This window comes from Bacillus altaicus, assembly GCF_042136375.2.
Classification (GTDB): Bacteria; Bacillota; Bacilli; order Bacillales; family Bacillaceae_G; genus Bacillus_A; species Bacillus_A cereus_U.
The window spans coordinates 438,048-460,454 of the sequence record NZ_CM143394.1 but is presented as its reverse complement, the minus strand read 5'-3'; the positions used below and the strand labels follow the sequence as shown (position 1 = coordinate 460,454).

Sequence of the window (22,407 nt, the reverse complement as noted above, 5' to 3'; positions counted from 1 at the left end):
ATTCAACTTTATTGAAACGGAGCCATTATATGATCAATCAAAAAAAATATGTACAATTTGTCATGATGTATATTATTATATTTTCTCTTTGGATATTCCTTATCCCTAAGGACTTGAATATAAAAGAAATTGGAATTCTCTTCTTATTTTGTTTTGCTGCACTCTTTTCTTGCTATTGTTTATATAAAGCAATTAAAAAAATGAAGCGCGGTGATAAACTATTTTGGGTTTTACTACTATGTACTTGCCTATGTGGACTAACTATGGAAATAACTTTATTTCTTCATTCTCTTTCTATTTATGATCAAGTCATATTTTCATATAAAGCACTACCTTTTTTCATCGTACAATATATTTTGCTCTTTTCTGGCTTTGCTATAAAGTTCATAAAACATTACTCCATTAGAGGTCTTGCTCAATTTTCATTCGATAGCATCTTTATTGTTATTATGAATATTTACTTTACCTTAACCTTTATTTTAGACATTTCAAGCTTTCGTATGTTAACAACAGATACGTGGGTTTTAATTGGATATTTCATTGCACAATCATTAGTAATTTACGCCGTTATTAGCTTATATAGAAGAGAACAGTATTCTTCTAGTAGAATCTCATTAATTGTCGGCTTCACTATCATACTTGTTTACGGATATATACACCTGTTCCAGTTAAGATCAGGAATGGAAACTTCTTCTGAAGTCTCTTATTTAATACATACTGCTTCAATTTTATTAATCGGTTTATCGTCCATACTATACATTTTAGATAAACCAATGCAACATGAAACTAAGACTAAATATTATCGATTCGATTATGTACGCTTTATATTACCTTATTTTAGTATAATCATTACTTTTTCCTTTATTGTCATTCAACCTTGGGATGATAAGTTCATGTTAATCGGTCTCGTATTATCACTTATCTTATTATTCCTACGACAACTTTACATGTGGAAAGATAATCAATTATTAATCGATACGTACGAACAGTTGACTACACAACTAGAAGGTAAAGTTGAAGAAGGCGCATCTGCACTATCAAAAAGTGAACAACGTTATAAATCTTTATTCGAAGATCATCCTGATGCTGTTTTTTCTTTAAATATGAACGGGATTTTTCAACAATCTAATAAGGCTTGCGAAAGTTTATTTACAGCCTATTATTGTGAAGTAACAAGCTATTCTCTTCTACACTTCATTGATTCGCAAGATCATAAATTATTGAAGAAATCCTTGCAAATTACAAAAGAAGGTAGACCACAAACTCTAGAAGTTCGTACAAAAGAAAAAGAGGGCTATTATTATTACCTTCACATTACACTCATCCCGACTTTTATAAATAAAGAAGTTGTTGGGATGTTTGGTATAGCACGTGATATTACAACTTTATATGAAAAACAAAAACAAGTAGAACATTTGGCTTTCCATGATGCACTTACAGGACTACCGAATCGCCGGAAATTCGAAAAAGATTTAAAAACGATTTTAAATACAGCTCAAAACAACACTAATGACGTTGCGGTCATGTTCCTTGACTTAGATCGATTTAAAAAAATTAACGATCGACTCGGCCATGATGTTGGGGATTTATTATTAATTGAAGTAGCCAAAAGATTACGTGGATGTTTGCGTTCAAAGGATATCGTTGCTCGTCAAGGGGGAGACGAGTTTACAATCTTATTACCAGATATGTACTCTGAAAAAAGTGCTGCTTTTATAGCTGAACAAATTTTAACTATATTAAATAAGCCTTACTTCATTAAAGATGAAGAACTTTCTGTTACACCGAGTATCGGAATTGCAATGTACCCTGACTACGGAACCGATGTAACCGAATTAATGAAAAATGCAGATATGGCTATGTATCGAGCAAAGGCGAATGGAAAAAACAGATTCGTGTTCTTCTCAAAAGAAATGAGTATTGCGCAAAATGAAATACACTTCCTAGAAGGTGAGCTTTCAAAAGCTCTGCAACAAAATGAATTTTTCCTTGAATATCAACCGCAAGTAAATACAAAAACAAAACAAATTATCGGTTTTGAGGCATTAATTCGCTGGAAACATCCAAAACTCGGAATTGTATCACCTGCCCAATTCATTCCTCTAGCGGAGGAAACAGGATTTATTATTGAACTTGGTAATTGGATTTTACGTGCCGCCTGCTTAGAAGCAAAGAAGTGGCATAACCAAGGATTTTCTCACTTAAAGGTTGGTGTAAATTTATCTGTTGTTCAATTTAACCGTTCAGATTTAATCCCAACTATTTCAAAAGTCTTGGAAGAAACCGAACTAAAACCGGAAGCACTAGATATTGAGATTACGGAAAGTATCGCGATTAATCAAAATCATTCTGTAGTTGCTAAACTAGAAGAACTTCAAAATCTCGGTATCCAAATTTCAATTGATGACTTTGGAACTGGTTATAGTTCTTTAGCTTATTTAACGAAATATCCAATCAATACATTAAAAATTGCTCGAGAATTTATTTGTGGAATTGCAAATAGCCCTTTAGAAGAAGCGATTATCGCTTCCATTATTACGCTATCAAAAGAATTAAATTTAGAGGTTATTGCGGAAGGTGTAGAAACAGAAGAACAATGGAAGTTTTTACACGAACAAAACTGTGACCACATTCAAGGATTCCTCTTTAGCAAACCTGTTTCTAGTAAAGATGTTTGGATGTTACTCCACAAAAAAACAACCGTCTAAGTAAGACGGTTGTTTTTTTTAATATTCAAAAGGTACATCTGAAGCTAATTGTATCTCTTGATCATTATGAGAAATCACTTGACTTTTCTCTAAAGCTGTATCTCCTAGTGAAATACCCCATGCCATCGCTAACGTTAATAGACTACCAATAAGTAGTTTTTTCATATTCCATCACCCACATTTTTTCTTTAAATATATCATGAAAATTTATCCATATCGTATGCAATTATGCATATTTGTTTTTTAGGTCTTTTTTATTTCTTCATTTTTTTTATAAGTGATTCTTTTAACGCATGGATTCCTAATATATCGAAAAAGAAGCACGCTTTTTCGTAAGCATCTTCAATTTCTGCTCTATCACACTCTAGCTTTTCTAGGCATTCACCTTTTTGATAGTATAACTGTCCAATCAATGTCATACTATTAATTTGACACGATAGTTCAATGGCTTTATTTACGTGACAAAGCGCTTCTTCGTATTGATTATCTAGGTATAATGCTTTTGCATGATTATGTCTCACCTTCACATCAAACTCTTTATTATCATGCAATGCCTCTAATTGTTTTAATATATTTTCAAATAACTCAATACTCTTCTTAAAATAGCCATTTTCAGCATAAATATTTGCAATTGCGTTTTCAATATAAAGATTCTGATATACATCTATTCCTACCAATTGTTGATTGAGCAATTTCTTTAATTCTAAAATACAATAATCGTAATCGATTTTTTTCAATATGTAAGCAGCTACATGATATTGCCATTGAAGAAATTGCTCAAGCTCGGGATGATATTCTTCCTTTTTCAGCTCATTCCATACCCTATTATAAATTTCTTTATATTTCTTTTGCTTACAAAGCATAATAATTTGATCCTTTAACTGCTTATTCCTCTCAATATCAGAATAAATGAGTACCTCATAAAAATGAATAATGGGAACTTGTAATTTCGCCGCAATACCTTGCAATATATCCATACTTGGGTATACCGCGCCCGATTCAATTCGGCTCACTTCCGATTGGTGACATATATTATCGGACAACCGTTTTTGTGTTAATCCTCTCATCACCCTAATTTTCTTTATTTCACTTCCTAATTTTTCTGCGTGCATACTTACTCACCATCCCATTATAACAATCTAATTTTTTTAAGTTGTCATACCACTACAATAATGTGCATTCGACAATTTTTGATATGAAATAATGCATAATATATATAAAATTCGGCAAATTTCTCATACAATTCATCTCACATACACAATACAAGATTAGGAGTGTTATAGATGAATTATAGAAAACTTGCTAGTGCTTTCGTTACATTCGGTCTTCTTTGTCCTTTATCAACAGAAGCTATTCACGCTCAAGAATTAGATAAAAATGAAGTGAAAGTTGAAATTGCTCAGCCTGGTTTAACAATCGGAAAATTAACACAACCTCAAAATGATACGAAAGAGAATATTGCTAAAAAGTATTTAAAAGGTGAGGTAAATGGGGCTAAAGCTCAACAAGAGCAAGTTACTTCTGAAAAGAATGTCGATTTTCAACCTACAAATAAAGAAACAAAAGAAAATCAAACCGAATTACGCCTTGCACAAACGTACAAAAACTATAAAGTATATGGTCAAGATCTCATTGTAAAAGTAGATAAAAATGGAGTAATTACAACTGTTAGTGGTAAAGTTGCCCAAAATTTAGACCAACAACCTAATCTTACTATAACAAATTTTTTGTCGAAAAATGAAGTAAAATCTAAATTACGCAATATACTTCAAATTCCAAGTGATGCGACAGAAACAGAATTTTCTAGCGAAACGGTAGTTTATAAGAAAAAAGATGGCCACTATACATACGCAACGGTCCTTACATTTACTTATGAAAACAATGAACAAGTTATAAACGGAAATGCAAACATGGACTTACAAACTGGTGAAGTACTTTTCCAAGAAAAGTTCATTAAAAATAAAGAGAATAAAACTATTAATCAAGTAACAGCACCTAAACTATCACCAGCGAAAGAACCAGGAACTGGGAAAAATGCGCTACAAGAAAATGTATTATTTAATATCGCAAAAGGTACTGACGGAAAATTTTATTTAGCTGATTTATCCCGTGGAAATGGTATTTATATTTATAACGCAGACTATGCTGACTCTCTTGGTGGCGATAGCCAAGCCGGTTATCCAGGGACACTTATTTCAAGTAACACTTCGAACTTTGCAGATAAAGAAGCAGCTGGTGTTATGAAAAATATGAGTAATATTTACGACTATTTTAAGAAAGAACATAATCTAAAAAGTTACGATAATAAAGATTCAAAAGTTGTTGCTAGCGTCCACGGATTCGATTCTACTGAAGTTAGTGATGGTGTAAAAGAAAACTATGTAAATGCATTTTGGCATCCATCTTGGAATCAAATGGTCTTTGGTGATGGCCTAAACGGGAAATTAACCTCCGCTCTTGACGTAACAGCCCATGAATTTGGACATGCTGTATTTAGTGGTACGACGAAAAATAAAATTGTGAGATATCCAAGTGCTGAAACATCTGCACTAAATGAAGGTTTAGCAGACTTCTGGGGTACACAAATAGAATATTACGTAAAGAAAGATAAAGGAAATTGGATTATGGGCGATACGTTAGGCGGCCTAACAATTCGTGACATCCCAAGGGAAATTGGTGACGGTGGCAACAAACTATATACAAACTTACAAGATTTCTATAATGACGGAAATGATCAAGAGTCGCACGTAAATTCTGGTATCATTAGTCACGTATTATATCAATTAGCTGAGGGTAAGACATACAACGGGATTGCTGTTCAAAAACAAGGCAATGAAAAAGTAAGTAAAGTTGTTATGCGTGCATTGCAAAACTACGCAACTTCAGCAGAAGATTTTGAATCACTTCAATCCCACATCGTACAGGCTGCAAAAGATTTATATGGCAATACAACATCGACAGAATTCGAAAAGGCTTTCCAAGCACATGGATATAAAGCACTAGCAAAAATTAGTAAAGTAGTAGAAGTACAACAAGGAAAATAAGCAAAAAAGAAGTTTACCGATTATAGGTAAACTTCTTTTTCATATCCATCCCTTTTCTTCCGCAATTGTAATTGCCTCAATTCTATTTTTTGCATCGAGCTTCGTTAATACTTCAGAAATGTAATTACGAACTGTGCCAGGTGAAAGATAAAGTGCCTTCGCAATTTCATTTGCAGTCTTTCCTTCTTTCGCAAGTAACAGCACTTCTTTTTCGCGATCCGATAACGGATTCTGCTCTTGCCATAAGCCAAACATTAACTCTTGAGAAATCTCTCGTTTCCCTTTCATTACGTTACGAATTGCCGAAGCTAAATCCTCACTCGGACTATCTTTCAATAAATATCCGTGCACACCAGCTTTCATTGCCCTTTCAAAATAGCCCGGTCGTGCAAATGTTGTTAAAATCATTACTTTACAAGATGATTTTTCTTTCTTTAACGTTTCAGCAACATCTAAACCACTTTGAATCGGCATTTCAATATCCATAATACTTATATCTGGCTTTAACGATTCGATTAATTTTAACGCTTCTTCACCATTCGCAGCTTGCCCAACTACTTCAATATCATCTTCTAGATCAAGTAGGGCCCCTAATGCGCCACGAAGCATCCGTTGATCTTCTGCAATAATAATTCGAATCATGCCCTCACCTCATCTTTTCCCGTTCTAATTACAATTGGAACTTTCACTGTTAACAGCGTCCCCGGATTAATCGTATCTAGCTCCACTAGACCGTCAATTAAGGCAATTCGTTCCTTCATACCACGAATGCCGTTTCCATCATGATTTTGCTCCTCTAAACCGACGCCATTATCTTCTACTTTTAAAATCAATTCACCTTGTGATTCTAATATAGAAACAATGCACACTGTCGCCTTACTATGCTTCACGACATTCGTAACTGCCTCACGTAAACACATACCTAAAATATTTTGCTCGATTGGCGATAACGAACTAGAATTAGCCTCCTGCTTTACTTCCAATTCAATATTAGCTGCTTGCAAAATCGCTTTTATTTGCTCAAGCTCTTCTTCTACTGTAATCATACGCATATCAGAAATTAATTCCCTCAGCTGTTTTAAAGCTGTACGAGATGTTTGTGTAATTTCCTTTGCCTCCATACTTGCACGTTCTGGATTTTTCACAATTAACTTCTCCACGAGCTGACTTTTCAAAGTAATAAGAGATAATGTGTGCCCTAACGTGTCATGAAGATCTCTTGCAATTCGCTGGCGCTCTTCACGTTTTACTAAGTCTTTAATTTGTTCATTTGCTTCGTTTAATTGATTTTTCAACATCTTTTTCTGATTAAAATTACGCATTCCAAATGGCGTAAGAAGCATTAAAATAAACATTGGAACTATATTCACTAAACTTGTAGTTGTTAGTTGATTAAAGTTTACAAATGTAAAAGCTCCCAGCATTACAATTAACAGGCCCCACAACAATCGAAATACTTTTTTACTTGGTGCAAATCCCATCGCACTTGCCGTAAAAAATCCAAAGAAAATCATAAAAGGATTATAAAATACAGCAAATAAAAAAGTTAGTAACATTTGGATACATGCCCATAAAATGAACGTCTTTTGAACGAAATAAAGTTGACGGTATGTGACAATGAAAACTATCAACATACTGATGCCAATTACAAGCTTCCATCCTGATACTTGTGTTAAATTATAAATTGGAAATAGCAGATACACGAGCCACATATATGGGAAGAATCCCATATGTTTTGGAAAAATCTCAATCCTCTTCTTCTCTATCATTTATACCGCTTCCTGTCTTTTTCTTATATATATTGATACTACAACAAATATAAGGAAATAACCTCCTAGTACCGCGATATTTTCCCATCCAATTGATTTTCCAGCTACAATATCCCATGCCCCGCTACCAAAATGATATGTTGGTGTCCATTCTCCAATAGTTCTTAATACTCTTGGGAATACTTCAATTGGCATCCATAATCCGCCAACTACAGCTAAGCTCATATTTAAAATATTAGCCAGGCCAGCAGCTGCATCCGCCTTTTTGATTGAACCTATTACTGTTCCGAGTGCTAAAAATGGTGTCACGCCTAATAATAACCATAATCCGGCACCAATCCATTGACCTACTGTTAACTCGACATTATTAATTAATATTCCTGCCATAAAAATAACTAAGATTGAAAAAGCATTCACTACTGTTTGAGCAATAATTTTAGCTGCTAAATATGCCCCCTCTGGAAGTGGTGTAATTTTTAAAAGATGTGTCCATCCTTGCCCTTTTTCCTGAGAAAGTCTCACACCGAAACTAAAAAGTGCAGTCCCTACAATACTGAACGTCGCCATTGAAATTAAATAATGTGCTTTCCAAGCATCTCCGTTTTGTGGGACTTGAATAACATTTGTGAAAATATAGTAAAACATAACTGGCATTAATAATGAGAAAAAGATAAATAATTTATTACGGAACGTACGTAAAATCTCTATTTTACATTGCATCCATAGTGCTCTCATGCGATTTCCCCCTTCTGATTTGCGACAAACTGCTCAAATGCTTCATCAAGACTTCCACGTTCAACTGAAATATCTGTTACAGGTAAGTTCTTTTGATAAATTGCTTGTAATGTGGCGTCTGTATCCTCTGTCGTTAATATAAATCGCCCGTCATTTGACTGTACTCCTGTTACGTGTGGTAATTCCTCTAACAAGTACATAGGAATATTCTCTTTCGAATAAAATGAAATCGTTTTTCGAGAAATCGTTGCTTTCATTTCATCCGGCGTACCATCTGCGATAATTTTTCCGTTTGCGAATAATAAAATGCGGTCCGCTAACGCATCTGCTTCTTCTAAATAGTGCGTCGTTAAAATAATCGTTTTTCCTTCACTTGCTAATTTTCTAATCGTTTCCCAAAATGTTTTTCGAGACGTAATATCCATTCCAACTGTCGGTTCATCTAAAAATAATAAATCTGGATTTCCTGCAAGTGCGAGTGCAAAATTTAACCTTCTCTTTTGACCACCTGATAACTTTTCACATCTTTGTTTTCGCTCTGATTCTAAATTTGATAACTGAAGTAATGTTTCTTTCGCTACTGGATTCGTATAATAACTACGGAATAACTCAATTGCCTCATCTACCGTGATACTATCAATCACACTTACTTCTTGCAGCATCGCACCAAGGCTATTACGAACATCTCTATGCTTTGGACTCTTTCCAAATATAGAGACATTCCCTTCTGTCGGATCTTTTAACCCGAGCATCATTGAAATTGTCGTTGTTTTCCCCGCACCATTTGGACCGAGTAATGCTACTATTTGCCCTTTATTTACATGAAATGAAACGTTATTTACTGCTTTTTTATGTTTAAATGTTTTAGAAACACCATTTACTTCAATAATCTTTTCCATCTCTCCACCCCCGCTGTTTCTTATATTTACATTGTATGCGCTGGAAAAGTTAGGAAACAGTATGATGCGTCATGACATCCATATGACAATTGTCATGTATTCTTTATGAGAGGAATCAGCCTGCATACCGCACGCGAGTAGCAGTACAAAAACAAACATGATACAATCGGATAAGACATATATTCGAGGAAGGACAGTGGTTTTCATGATTATTCGTAATGAACAAGATTTAGAAGGTTTACGAAAAATCGGCCGCATCGTTGCACTTGCACGCGAAGAAATGAAAAAACAAGCGAAGCCAGGTATGACAACGAAAGAGCTTGATTTAATTGGTAAAAAAGTATTAGACGAGAACGGTGCTATTTCAGCGCCTGAAAAAGAATATAAATTCCCAGGTGTAACTTGCATTAGTGTAAACGAAGAAGTTGCTCACGGCATTCCAAGCGATCGCGTATTAAAAGAAGGCGATTTAGTAAACGTAGACGTATCGGCAGCACTTGACGGCTATTATGCAGATACAGGTATCTCATTTGTTCTTGGCGACGATGAAGAAAAAGAAAAACTTTGCCAAGCAGCAGTAGACTCATTTTGGGAAGCAATGAAAAAAGTAAAAGCTGGCTCAAAACAAAATCAAATTGGTCGTGCTGTTTCTAACTTTGCACATAAAAATGGATATAACGTTATTCAAAACTTAACTGGTCACGGTATTGGCCTTAGCTTACACGAAGCTCCAAACCACATCTTAAGCTACTATGATCCAATGGATAATGCCCTTCTAAAAGACGGTCTTGTTATCGCTGTAGAACCATTCATCTCTATGAAAGCTGATCATATTATTGAGCGCGGTGATGATGGTTGGACATTCGTTACACCAGACAAAAGCCTTGTTGCACAATGTGAACATACAGTTGTTGTAACACGCGGTGAACCGATTATTTTAACAGAAATATAATAAAAAACAGCCGTTTTGTAGATTCCTTCTACTAAGCGGCTGTTTTTTATTATTTTTAGGTATGTAAAAGCTTATATAAATAAAAAGGTGATGCATCAAAGTATCACCTTTTTAACGGGGTGAGGCTGTCCAAAAGTATGGAAAACTCTTGAACAGCCTCGTATTTTCATATGGATGCCTTACATATATCACTGATGATAATTATGAAATGCGGAAACATAGTTACCATCACATGATTCAAACAAAAGAAAAGAAACCCTATAACGGATCCCTTTTCCCCACATAATCTAAAGTTTGGGTACACTAGATTCATGCAATGTAGGAGCCTTCAGAATAGAAAGCGATCCTTCATTTAAAATGATAGCATACATATCTAAGCTGAAAATATGCAAATATGCATATAGCGTTTTTTTATTTCTCAACATCCGATTATTGAAAATTCAAACATATAAAGATAAAATAAAGTCGTTATCCGTCTTCTTTTGTCAGTCAGAGAGAATAGAAGAATGGGAGAGGAAAAAATGAGAAAATCGCTGAAACAAAAAATAGTAAGCTCCTTGCTTGCTGTATCACTCGCCGTTAGCTTAGCTCCAATTGGGCAAGCAAAAGCTGATTCCACGTCAGAAATTACACAGACCCCACCTATTACAAAACAAGTTGATGCAAACCGCGCCATCGAACATATCCGTTTCTTATCCGAAACAATCGGTCCCCGTCCAGGTGGTACAAAATCAGAAGAATGGGCTTCTCGCTATGTTGGTATGCAGCTTAAATCAATGGGATATGAAGTAGAGTATCAGCCCTTTCAAGTGCCGGATCAATACGTTGGATTTATCGAATCACCATTAGGGATAAAGCGTAATTGGCAAACTGGTGCTGCTCCCAATGCACTAATTTCTACAGAAGCTGTTACAGCCCCGCTTATCTTTGTTCAAGGTGGTACAAAATTGGACGATATTCCAAATGAAGTAAACGGAAAAATTGTTTTATTCGAAAGAGGTGCAACAGTAGCAGATTATAATAAGCAAGTTGAAAATGCTATTAGCAAAGGAGCAAAAGGTGTTCTTTTATACAGTTTAATTGGAGGTCGTGGAAACTACGGACAAACTTTCAATCCTCGCTTAACTAAAAAACAGTCTGTCCCTGTCTTTGGTCTTGCTTATGCTCAAGGAAATGCATATAAAGAAGAAATCGCTAAAAAAGGAACAACAATTCTTTCCCTAAAAGCGAGACATGAATCTAATTTAACATCTCTAAATGTTATTGCTAAAAAGAAACCAAAAAATAGTACAGGTAATGAAAAAGCTGTCGTTGTAAGTTCACACTATGATAGTGTCGTTGGAGCACCTGGAGCGAATGATAACGCTTCCGGTACAGGATTAATATTAGAACTAGCTCGTGCTTTTCAAAATGTAGAAACTGATAAAGAAGTCCGCTTTATCGCTTTTGGTTCTGAAGAAACTGGTTTACTCGGTTCTGAATATTACGTAGAAAACTTATCACAAAAAGAACGTAATCGTATTTTAGGTGTCTTCAACGCTGATATGGTTGCAACAAATTATGATAAAGCAAAGAATTTATACGCTATGACTCCTGACGGTTCCACGAACTTTGTAACAGATGCCGCTTTACAAGCAGGTAAACAATTAAATAATGATCTCGTTCTTCAAGGGAAATTTGACTCTAGTGATCACGTACCATTTGCTGAAGTTGGTATTCCTTCTGCACTATTTATTTGGATGGGCGTAGATAGTTGGAATCCATTAATCTATCATATTGAAAAGGTATATCATACACCTCAAGATAATGTATTTGAGAATATTTCACCAGAACGTATGAAAATGGCATTAGAGGTCATTGGAACCGGTGTCTATAATACCCTTCAACCTGCCGTGAAAACAGGACAAAAAGCTGCTTAATACTATTTCAAGCCACCGATTAATCGGTGGCTGTTTATTGAGAAAAAATAAATATGCATAAAAGCATATTTATTACATGGTATTATCCTGTATAATTAAAATCGTAATATATAAATAAAAACACATTTATTACATAGCATTATCATGTAGAATAAAAATTGTAATAATATTGATTACATCTAATGCAGAGTTTTTCTAATTATGAGAAAATTACTCTTGCAGTTGTGTGAACTTTAATTTAAATTTCAGGAATTAATGCTTTTATTCCTGAAATAAACGTTGCAGCAGCTACTCAAGAACAAAGCTTTCCAAAATACTATTTCTAAATTAGCCATAAAAATGGCTATGCATTCATCTAAAACTTAATGGAACATGGTCATTGACCTTAAATTACATGAGATAGGACACCACATTCTAAGCTTATGATAATAGACTTCTTAAAAGCAGCCTTATTATCGCTTTAGAGCCGCTTATCTCTATGAAAGCTGACCATATTATTGGGCCGTTGATTGAATCCAACTTGAAACTGTTCTCTTTTTTCTATAAAAAAACCCTTCAGGTTGCATTCTTCCCTTCACTTTATCGTGAAGTTTTTGAATACTTACCTAAAGGGCGTAATATCAATAGTAATTTTTCAACTTGTCTGCTACTCAGATTACGGTTTAATCAATACTCTAAAGCTTTTTTATTATTTTATTCGCTGACGAGCAAATAGAATTCCACCTAAAAGGAACAATACCATACCGCCAAGAATTGAAATCATTTCTGCTGATGTTCCTCCTGTGTTAGGAAGTAATGTTGGCTTATCATTTTCTGTAGTAGGTGGAACTTTTGAATCGCTATTTTTGTCTGTATTTGTGTTTGGATCTGTACTTGGATCTTTTGGATCTGTGCTTGGATCTTTTGGATCTGTGCTTGGATCTTTTGGATCTACACCTGGTTCGTCCTTGATTTTTGTATTCGTGATGTCATAACCATTTACTTCGGATTTGTATCCCGCTACTGGTTGTTCTTTCACTTCATACTTGTACGCCTTACCTTCAGCATCATATGCTGCTAAATCTTTAAACGCATATTTCCAATCACTTGCTGTACTCACTTCTTGTGTTGCGATTACTTGGCCATTTTGTAGTAAGTCTACTTTAATCATTGAAGGACGTTCTTTCGCATTATCGTCTTTCCACATTTTTGTTCCTTCTACTTTTGTTTGACCAACCTTTGTATTCGTGATGTCATAACCATGTACTTCTGTTTGATATCCGTCTACTGCTTGTTCTTTTACTTCATACTTGTAAGCTACACCATTCTCATCATATGCTGCTAAATCTTTAAATTCATATTTCCAGCCTGTTGCTTTGGTTACTTCTTGCGTCGCAATCACTTTACCGTTTTGTAGTAAGTCTACTTTAATTGCTTTCGGACGTTCTTTCGCATTATCGTCTTTCCACATTTTTGTTCCTTCTACTTTTGTTTGGCTTACTTTTGTATTCGTGATGTCATATCCTTTTACTTCGGATTGATATCCATCTACTGGTTGCTCTTTCACTTCATACTTATATGCTTTTCCTTCAGCATCATATGCCGCTAAATCTGTAAACGCATATTTCCATTCGCTTGCTGCGCTCACTTCTTGTGTTGCGATTACTTGGCCATTTTGTAGTAAGTCTACTTTAATCATTGAAGGACGATCTGATGAATTATCGTCTTTCCATGTCTTCGTTCCTTCTACTTTTGTTTGGCCTACTTTTGTATTTGTGATGTCATTACCTTTGACTTTTGATTGATATCCGTCTACTGCTTGTTCTTTTACTTCATACTTGTAAGCTACACCATTCTCATCATATGCTGCTAAATCTGTAAACGCATATTTCCATTCGCTTGCTGCGCTCACTTCTTGTGTTACGATTACTTGGCCATTTTGTAGTAAGTCTACTTTGATCATATTCGGACGATCTTTCGCATTATCGTCTTTCCATGTCTTCGTTCCTTCTACTTCTGTTTGGCCTATTTTTGTATTTGTGATGTCATTACCGTTTACCTCAGATTTGTATCCGTCTACCGGTTGTTCTTTCACTTTATACTCGTAAGCTACACCGTTTGCATCGTATGCTTGTAGGTTTTCAAATGTGTACTTCCAATTTGTTGCTTTGCTTACTTCTTTTGTGTCTACTACTTTACCATTTTGTAGTAAGTCTACTTTAATTGCTTTCGGACGATCTGTTGCGTTGTTATCGTTCCAAGTCTTTGTTCCTTCTACTTTTGTTTGACCTACTTTTGTATTTGTAATGTCGTAACCTTTTACTTTGGATTGATATCCATCTACTGCTTGTTCTTTTACTTCATACTTATATGCCTTACCTTCGGCATCGTATGCCGCTAAATCTTTGAATTCATATTTCCAACCGCTTGCTTCTGTTACTTCTTGTGTTGCGATTACTTGGCCATTTTGTAGTAAGTCTACTTTAATCATATTTGGACGATCTTTCGCATTATCGTCTTTCCACGTTTTCGTTCCTTCTACTTTTGTTTGCCCAACTTTAGTATTCGTGATGTCATAACCATGTACTTCTGTTTGATATCCGTCTACTGCTTGTTCTTTTACTTCATACTTGTATGCTACTCCGTTTGCATCGTATGCTTGGAGGTTTTCAAATGTGTACTTCCAATTTGTTGCTTTGCTTACTTCTTTTGTGTCTACTACTTTACCATTTTGTAGTAAATCTACTTTAATCATTGTTGGACGATCTTTCGCATTATCGTCTTTCCATGTTTTCGTTCCTTCTACTTTCGTCTTGCTTACTTTTGTATTCGTAATGTCATAACCTTTTACTTCGGATTGATATCCGTCTACTGGTTGTTCTTTTACTTCATACTTATATGCCTTACCTTCGGTATCGTATCCCACTAAATCTGTAAACGCATATTTCCATTCGCTTGCTGCGCTTACTTCTTTTGTATCGATTACCTTGCCATTTTGTAGTAGGTCAACTTTGATTGTTTCTGGACGTCCTTCACCATTTCCGTCCTTCCATACCTTCGTTCCTTCTACTTTTGTTTGACCAACCTTTGTATTCGTGATGTCATAACCTTTCACTTCGGATTTGTATCCGTCGATTGGTTGTTCTTTCACTTCATACTTGTATGCCTTACCTTCGGCATCATATGCCGCTAAATCTTTAAATTCATATTTCCAGCCTGTTGCTTTGCTTACTTCTTGCGTCGCAATCACTGTACCATTTTGTAGTAGGTCTACTTTAATCATTTCCGGACGATCTTTCGCGTTATCGTCTTTCCATGTCTTCGTTCCTTCTACTTTTGTTTTGCCAACCTTTGTATTCGTGATGTCATAACCGTTTACTTCTGTTTGATATCCGTCTACTGCTTGTTCTTTCACTTCATACTTATATGCCTTACCTTCGGCATCGTATGCCGCTAAATCTGTAAACGCATATTTCCATTCGCTTGCTGCGCTTACTTCTTTTGTATCGATTACCTTGCCATTTTGTAGTAAGTCTACTTTAATCATATTCGGACGATCTTTCGCATTATCGTCTTTCCACGTTTTTGTTCCTTCTACTTTTGTTTGACCTACTTTTGTATTTGTAATGTCATAACCTTTTACTTCTGTGTGATATCCGTCTACTGCTTGTTCTTTTACTCCATACTTATATGCCTTACCTTCGGCATCGTATGCCGCTAAATCTTTGAATTCATATTTCCAGCCTGTCACTTCTGTTACTTCTTGTGTTGCGACTACTTGGCCATTTTGTAGTAAGTCTACTTTAATCATCGTCGGACGATCTTTCGCATTATCGTCTTTCCACGTTTTCGTTCCTTCTACTTTTGTTTGCCCAACTTTAGTATTCGTGATGTCATAACCATGTACTTCTGTTTGATATCCGTCTACTGCTTGTTCTTTCACTTCATACTTATATGCCTTACCTTCGGCATCATATGCCGCTAAATCTTTGAATTCATACTTCCAACCGCCTGCTTCTGTTACTTCTTGCGTTGCGATTACTTGGCCATTTTGTAGTAAGTCTACTTTAATCATATTCGGACGATTTTTCGCATTATCGTCTTTCCATGTTTTCGTTCCTTCTACTTTTGTTTGCGCCACTTTTGTATTTGTAATGTCATAACCTTTTACTTCGGATTGATATCCGTCTACTGGTTGTTCTTTTACTTCATACTTATATGCCTTACCTTCGGCATCGTATGCCACTAAATCTGTAAACGCATATTTCCATTCGCTTGCTGCACTTACTTCTTTTGTATCGATTACCTTGCCATTTTGTAGTAGGTCGACTTTGATTATTTCTGGACGTCCTTCACCGTTTCCGTCCTTCCATACCTTCGTTCCTTCTACTTTTGTTTGACCAATCTTTGTATTCGTGATGTCATAACCTTTCACTTCGGATTTGTATCCGTCGATTGGTTGTTCTTTCACTTCATACTTGTATGCCTTACCTTCGGCATCATATGCCGCTAAATCTTTGAATTCGTATTTCCAACCTGTTGCTTTGCTTACTTCTTGCGTCGCAATCACTGTACCATTTTGTAGTAGGTCTACTTTAATCATTTCCGGACGATTTTTCACGTTATCGTCTTTCCATGTCTTCGTTCCTTCTACTTTTGTTTTGCCAACCTTTGTATTCGTGATGTCATAACCGTTTACTTCTGTTTGATATCCGTCTACTGCTTGTTCTTTCACTTCATACTTATATGCCTTACCTTCGGCATCATATGCCGCTAAATCTGTAAACGCATATTTCCATTCGCTTGCTGCGCTTACTTCTTTTGTATCGATTACCTTGCCATTTTGTAATAAGTCTACTTTAATCATATTCGGACGATTTTTCGCATTATCGTCTTTCCACGTTTTTGTTCCTTCTACTTTTGTTTGACCTACTTTTGTATTTGTAATGTCATAACCTTTTACTTCTGTTTGATATCCGTCTACTGCTTGTTCTTTTACTCCATACTTATATGCCTTACCTTCGGCATCGTATGCCGCTAAATCTTTGAATTCATATTTCCAGCCTGTCACTTCTGTTACTTCTTGTGTTGCGACTACTTGGCCATTTTGTAGTAAGTCTACTTTAATCATCGTCGGACGATCTTTCGCATTATCGTCTTTCCACGTTTTCGTTCCTTCTACTTTTGTTTGCCCAACTTTAGTATTCGTGATGTCATAACCATGTACTTCTGTTTGATATCCGTCTACTGCTTGTTCTTTCACTTCATACTTATATGCCTTACCTTCGGCATCATATGCCGCTAAATCTTTGAATTCATACTTCCAACCGCCTGCTTCTGTTACTTCTTGCGTTGCGATTACTTGGCCATTTTGTAGTAAGTCTACTTTAATCATATTCGGACGATTTTTCGCATTATCGTCTTTCCATGTTTTCGTTCCTTCTACTTTTGTTTGCGCCACTTTTGTATTTGTAATGTCATAACCTTTTACTTCGGATTGATATCCGTCTACTGGTTGTTCTTTTACTTCATACTTATATGCCTTACCTTCGGCATCGTATGCCACTAAATCTGTAAACGCATATTTCCATTCGCTTGCTGCACTTACTTCTTTTGTATCGATTACCTTGCCATTTTGTAGTAGGTCGACTTTGATTATTTCTGGACGTCCTTCACCGTTTCCGTCCTTCCATACCTTCGTTCCTTCTACTTTTGTTTGACCAATCTTTGTATTCGTGATGTCATAACCTTTCACTTCGGATTTGTATCCGTCGATTGGTTGTTCTTTCACTTCATACTTGTATGCCTTACCTTCGGCATCATATGCCGCTAAATCTTTGAATTCGTATTTCCAACCTGTTGCTTTGCTTACTTCTTGCGTCGCAATCACTGTACCATTTTGTAGTAGGTCTACTTTAATCATTTCCGGACGATTTTTCACGTTATCGTCTTTCCATGTCTTCGTTCCTTCTACTTTTGTTTTGCCAACCTTTGTATTCGTGATGTCATAACCGTTTACTTCTGTTTGATATCCGTCTACTGCTTGTTCTTTCACTTCATACTTATATGCCTTACCTTCGGCATCATATGCCGCTAAATCTGTAAACGCATATTTCCATTCGCTTGCTGCGCTTACTTCTTTTGTATCGATTACCTTGCCATTTTGTAATAAGTCTACTTTAATCATATTCGGACGATTTTTCGCATTATCGTCTTTCCACGTTTTTGTTCCTTCTACTTTTGTTTGACCTACTTTTGTATTTGTAATGTCATAACCTTTTACTTCTGTTTGATATCCGTCTACTGCTTGTTCTTTTACTCCATACTTATATGCCTTACCTTCGGCATCGTATGCCGCTAAATCTTTGAATTCATATTTCCAGCCTGTCACTTCTGTTACTTCTTGTGTTGCGACTACTTGGCCATTTTGTAGTAAGTCTACTTTAATCATCGTCGGACGATCTTTCGCATTATCGTCTTTCCACGTTTTCGTTCCTTCTACTTTTGTTTGCCCAACTTTAGTATTCGTGATGTCATAACCATGTACTTCTGTTTGATATCCGTCTACTGCTTGTTCTTTCACTTCATACTTATATGCCTTACCTTCGGCATCATATGCCGCTAAATCTTTGAATTCATACTTCCAACCGCCTGCTTCTGTTACTTCTTGCGTTGCGATTACTTGGCCATTTTGTAGTAAGTCTACTTTAATCATATTCGGACGATTTTTCGCATTATCGTCTTTCCATGTTTTCGTTCCTTCTACTTTTGTTTGCGCCACTTTTGTATTTGTAATGTCATAACCTTTTACTTCGGATTGATATCCGTCTACTGGTTGTTCTTTTACTTCATACTTATATGCCTTACCTTCGGCATCGTATGCCACTAAATCTGTAAACGCATATTTCCATTCGCTTGCTGCACTTACTTCTTTTGTATCGATTACCTTGCCATTTTGTAGTAGGTCGACTTTGATTATTTCTGGACGTCCTTCACCGTTTCCGTCCTTCCATACCTTCGTTCCTTCTACTTTTGTTTGACCAATCTTTGTATTCGTGATGTCATAACCTTTCACTTCGGATTTGTATCCGTCGATTGGTTGTTCTTTCACTTCATACTTGTATGCCTTACCTTCGGCATCATATGCCGCTAAATCTTTGAATTCGTATTTCCAACCTGTTGCTTTGCTTACTTCTTGCGTCGCAATCACTGTACCATTTTGTAGTAGGTCTACTTTAATCATTTCCGGACGATTTTTCGCGTTATCGTCTTTCCATGTCTTCGTTCCTTCTACTTTTGTTTTGCCAACCTTTGTATTCGTGATGTCATAACCGTTTACTTCTGTTTGATATCCGTCTACTGCTTGTTCTTTCACTTCATACTTATATGCCTTACCTTCGGCATCATATGCCGCTAAATCTGTAAACGCATATTTCCATTCGCTTGCTGCGCTTACTTCTTTTGTATCGATTACCTTGCCATTTTGTAATAAGTCTACTTTAATCATATTCGGACGATTTTTCGCATTATCGTCTTTCCACGTTTTTGTTCCTTCTACTTTTGTTTGACCTACTTTTGTATTTGTAATGTCATAACCTTTTACTTCTGTTTGATATCCGTCTACTGCTTGTTCTTTTACTCCATACTTATATGCCTTACCTTCGGCATCATATGCCGCTAAATCTTTGAATTCATATTTCCAGCCTGTCACTTCTGTTACTTCTTGTGTTGCGACTACTTGGCCATTTTGTAGTAAGTCTACTTTAATCATCGTCGGACGATCTTTCGCATTATCGTCTTTCCACGTTTTCGTTCCTTCTACTTTTGTTTGCCCAACTTTAGTATTCGTGATGTCATAACCATGTACTTCTGTTTGATATCCGTCTACTGCTTGTTCTTTCACTTCATACTTATATGCCTTACCTTCGGCATCATATGCCGCTAAATCTTTGAATTCATACTTCCAACCGCCTGCTTCTGTTACTTCTTGCGTTGCGATTACTTGGCCATTTTGTAGTAAGTCTACTTTAATCATATTCGGACGATTTTTCGCATTATCGTCTTTCCATGTTTTCGTTCCTTCTACTTTTGTTTGCGCCACTTTTATATTTGTAATGTCATAACCTTTTACTTCGGATTGATATCCGTCTACTGGTTGTTCTTTTACTTCATACTTATATGCTTTTCCGTCTGTATCGTTTATCGTCAAATCTTTAAATTCATATTTCCAGCCTGTTGCTTCACTTACTTCTTGCGTCGCAATCACTGTACCGTTTTGTAGTAAGTCTACTTTAATCATCGTCGGACGACCTTCCGCATTTCCGTCCTTCCATGTTTTCGTTCCTTCTACTTTGGTTGTTTGTACCACTTTTGTATTTGTAATGTCATAACCACTTACCTCTGTTGTGTATCCATCTATCGGTTGTTCTTTTACTTCATACTTGTACGCTACTCCATTTGCATCATAGACTACTAGGTTGTCAAATTTGTATTTCCAACCATCTGCCGCTGTTACTTCTTTCGTGTCTACTACTTTATCATTTTGTAGTAAGTCTACTTTGATTGAACTTGGACGATCTTTCTCGTTATCGCCTTTCCACGTCTTCGTCCCTGCAATAGATGTAGTTTTCACTTTATTTGGAATATCCAGTTCGACTCCATTTTCATCATCTGATTTTATTTCAAATTCTACTTTTTTCTGAGGATCGAAATCAATATAGTCTGGAGCTGAAACCTCTTGTACATAATATTTACCTGGTGATAATGGAGGAGTTTCAACTATCCCTTTTTCATTTGTTTTATATTCGCCCCCAACTTGTTCACCAGACTCTTTATACAACTTAAACGAAACATTCGGAATTACTTTTTCTTTATTTCCTTCAATATGCTTAACAATTTTTAGTTGTCCTTTTGGAACCTTGTTACCGATAGCACCACCGTCGGGTTCCATATTTTCGACTGGGTGACTGCCCGATTCATTAACTGGTTCTTTGTTTAGAACTTGGTAATCAATTGTATAATCATTCTTAAAAAACTCTTGCTTCTTTCCGGCTTCCGTTATGGTAGATGTATAACCAATCGTAAAGGCGGCAAGACTTGCTTTATCCTTATTAAGCACAACTTTAAATGATCTGTCTCCAGTAAAGGTAATCGTTCCGTAACCTTGCTTTTCAAACTCTTGTAGCGTTAACGATCGACGACCTAGACCATCATCTACACTTATATAGAAACTATCCTTATTAAGTGTTTGACCTTCCTGTAAATTATCAGTCACAACAATATCACGACTTAACTCTTCTTTGGCTAAGTTTATATTCAAGAACCAACGTACTTCATCGCTCTTACCTGAGTTCATATCACCAGTTTTATAAAAAAACGGTGGCTTTCCAGGATCTGTACCACCACCACTGCTTGGGCCGGTAATTGTTACAGATTGCTTATCTACATTTGTACCAAAATTGGTTTCAATCTCTTTCTTTTGATCCGTTCCTACATTAGTAGCTTCCACGAAAAAGTTTAAATACCCATGAATATTTTCATATGTACTCACTTTATCATTAAATGTACATACCACAGTACCTGCAGTGACTTTACAAGTACCATAGTCACCTAATGGAAACTCCCTATCTAATCCTTTTAATTCTGGAGGCAGTGTTAATGTTAGTGTGTCTCCAGGCTTCAGCCTAATTCCATCTTTTTCACTGAAGTTTACAGTTACTTTAGTTCGTTCTGTGGTACTTAGATTTGTTTTACCAATTTGAAAATTATCCACAAGTCCTGCTGTATTTAGCTCTTGTGCATTTGCTACTATAGGTAAAAGACTCTGACCTATAGTAAACATAAAAATCATTATAATCGAAAAAATCGAAGTAACTCTTTTTAAATACATATTTTATGTTATCCTCCTATAAAATTAAAAATAGATAGATCCTGGTACAAGCATACTATGACAAAGATTCTACCATTCAATGTCATTAAGCCACTTTACTAAAATGTGTTTGATAGCTATTATCATCTTTTTCTCTTTTTTCAACCCTTCTATTATTTAGAAACTTGAAGTTTGACTCTTATATAGATTCATCTAATTTCTCCGACATTTTATTTCTGGCCTATACCGTTTAACAAAAACAGATACAGGACAAATTTTGATAAAGAAATTCAAATTACAAGTACACATGAACGGACCTCAGAATAACTTCAAAGCTAGAAGAAGACAATTTGAAAAGCAATCACGATAAAGCTCATGACAGCCATTGTCGTCTTATTATGCTGTGAAATTTTAGAAATTTCTTCAAATCCAATGCAAACGTTTGCTCTATAAATACAAAAATTTTATTGCTGGCAAGTATGAACGAGCTACTTCACAGTAACTATGCATTTGGTCAACTTCCTTACTTATCCT

General features: G+C 35.8%; 11 protein-coding genes and 1 pseudogene. 5 read left to right on the top strand and 7 right to left on the bottom strand.

Features of this window, described 5'->3' with window-relative positions; translation table 11 throughout:
• Window positions 1–29: 29 nt before the first annotated feature.
• A complete protein-coding gene (locus ACE38F_RS02350; protein ID WP_375371197.1) occupies window positions 30–2,708 on the top strand; it encodes a DUF4084 domain-containing protein in 2,679 nt (892 codons plus the stop codon).
• Window positions 2,709–2,726: 18 nt separating this feature from the next.
• On the opposite strand, the gene papR is transcribed toward ACE38F_RS02350, so the two are convergent.
• Complete coding sequence (gene papR, locus ACE38F_RS02345) at window positions 2,727–2,873, bottom strand: quorum-sensing peptide PapR (protein ID WP_002159754.1); 147 nt, start codon at window positions 2,871–2,873, stop codon at window positions 2,727–2,729.
• A gap of 89 nt (window positions 2,874–2,962) precedes the next feature.
• The gene (locus ACE38F_RS02340) at window positions 2,963–3,820 is read right to left on the bottom strand and encodes a helix-turn-helix domain-containing protein (protein ID WP_002016331.1); all 858 of its coding nucleotides are present in this window, start codon (window positions 3,818–3,820) and stop codon (window positions 2,963–2,965) included.
• Between the two features lie 171 nt (window positions 3,821–3,991).
• Between ACE38F_RS02340 and ACE38F_RS02335 the strand changes: the two genes are divergently transcribed.
• Entirely contained in the window at window positions 3,992–5,752 is a 1,761-nt protein-coding gene (locus tag ACE38F_RS02335; RefSeq protein ID WP_375371198.1) for a M4 family metallopeptidase, read from the top strand.
• 39 nt (window positions 5,753–5,791) lie between these two features.
• Here the strand turns inward: ACE38F_RS02335 and ACE38F_RS02330 are convergent, their stop codons facing one another.
• The 4 genes from ACE38F_RS02330 to ACE38F_RS02315 are packed head-to-tail and all read right to left on the bottom strand — an operon-like array spanning window position 5,792 to window position 9,155.
• Window positions 5,792–6,394 (bottom strand): response regulator transcription factor, encoded by a 603-nt coding sequence (locus tag ACE38F_RS02330; protein WP_215554831.1) that lies wholly within the window; start codon window positions 6,392–6,394, stop codon window positions 5,792–5,794.
• On the bottom strand, window positions 6,391–7,521 hold the full coding sequence (locus ACE38F_RS02325) for a sensor histidine kinase (RefSeq protein ID WP_375371199.1): 1,131 nt from the start codon (window positions 7,519–7,521) through the stop codon (window positions 6,391–6,393). Before ACE38F_RS02325 ends, ACE38F_RS02330 begins: the two co-directional genes overlap by 4 nt.
• Window positions 7,522–8,256: an ABC transporter permease gene (locus tag ACE38F_RS02320; protein WP_215554833.1), complete on the bottom strand. Its 735-nt coding sequence runs from the start codon at window positions 8,254–8,256 to the stop codon at window positions 7,522–7,524.
• Window positions 8,253–9,155, bottom strand: a complete 903-nt coding sequence (locus ACE38F_RS02315) for an ABC transporter ATP-binding protein (protein ID WP_215554834.1) — start codon at window positions 9,153–9,155, stop codon at window positions 8,253–8,255. Before ACE38F_RS02315 ends, ACE38F_RS02320 begins: the two co-directional genes overlap by 4 nt.
• A 157-nt stretch (window positions 9,156–9,312) precedes the next feature.
• Between ACE38F_RS02315 and map the strand changes: the two genes are divergently transcribed.
• The 3 genes and pseudogenes from map to ACE38F_RS02300 form a co-directional block, all read left to right on the top strand.
• Window positions 9,313–10,107, top strand: coding sequence for a type I methionyl aminopeptidase (gene map / locus ACE38F_RS02310; protein ID WP_215554835.1), 795 nt, complete (start codon window positions 9,313–9,315; stop codon window positions 10,105–10,107).
• 521 nt (window positions 10,108–10,628) lie between these two features.
• Window positions 10,629–12,026, top strand: a complete 1,398-nt coding sequence (locus tag ACE38F_RS02305) for a M28 family metallopeptidase (RefSeq protein WP_375371200.1) — start codon at window positions 10,629–10,631, stop codon at window positions 12,024–12,026.
• Window positions 12,027–12,355: 329 nt separating this feature from the next.
• Window positions 12,356–12,525, top strand: a pseudogene (locus ACE38F_RS02300) (type I methionyl aminopeptidase); the annotation flags it as partial.
• 189 nt (window positions 12,526–12,714) lie between these two features.
• On the opposite strand, the gene ACE38F_RS02295 reads toward ACE38F_RS02300, so the two are convergent.
• Window positions 12,715–21,894 (bottom strand): Cna B-type domain-containing protein, encoded by a 9,180-nt coding sequence (locus ACE38F_RS02295; protein ID WP_462782393.1) that lies wholly within the window; start codon window positions 21,892–21,894, stop codon window positions 12,715–12,717.
• Between the last annotated feature and the right edge of the window lie 513 nt (window positions 21,895–22,407).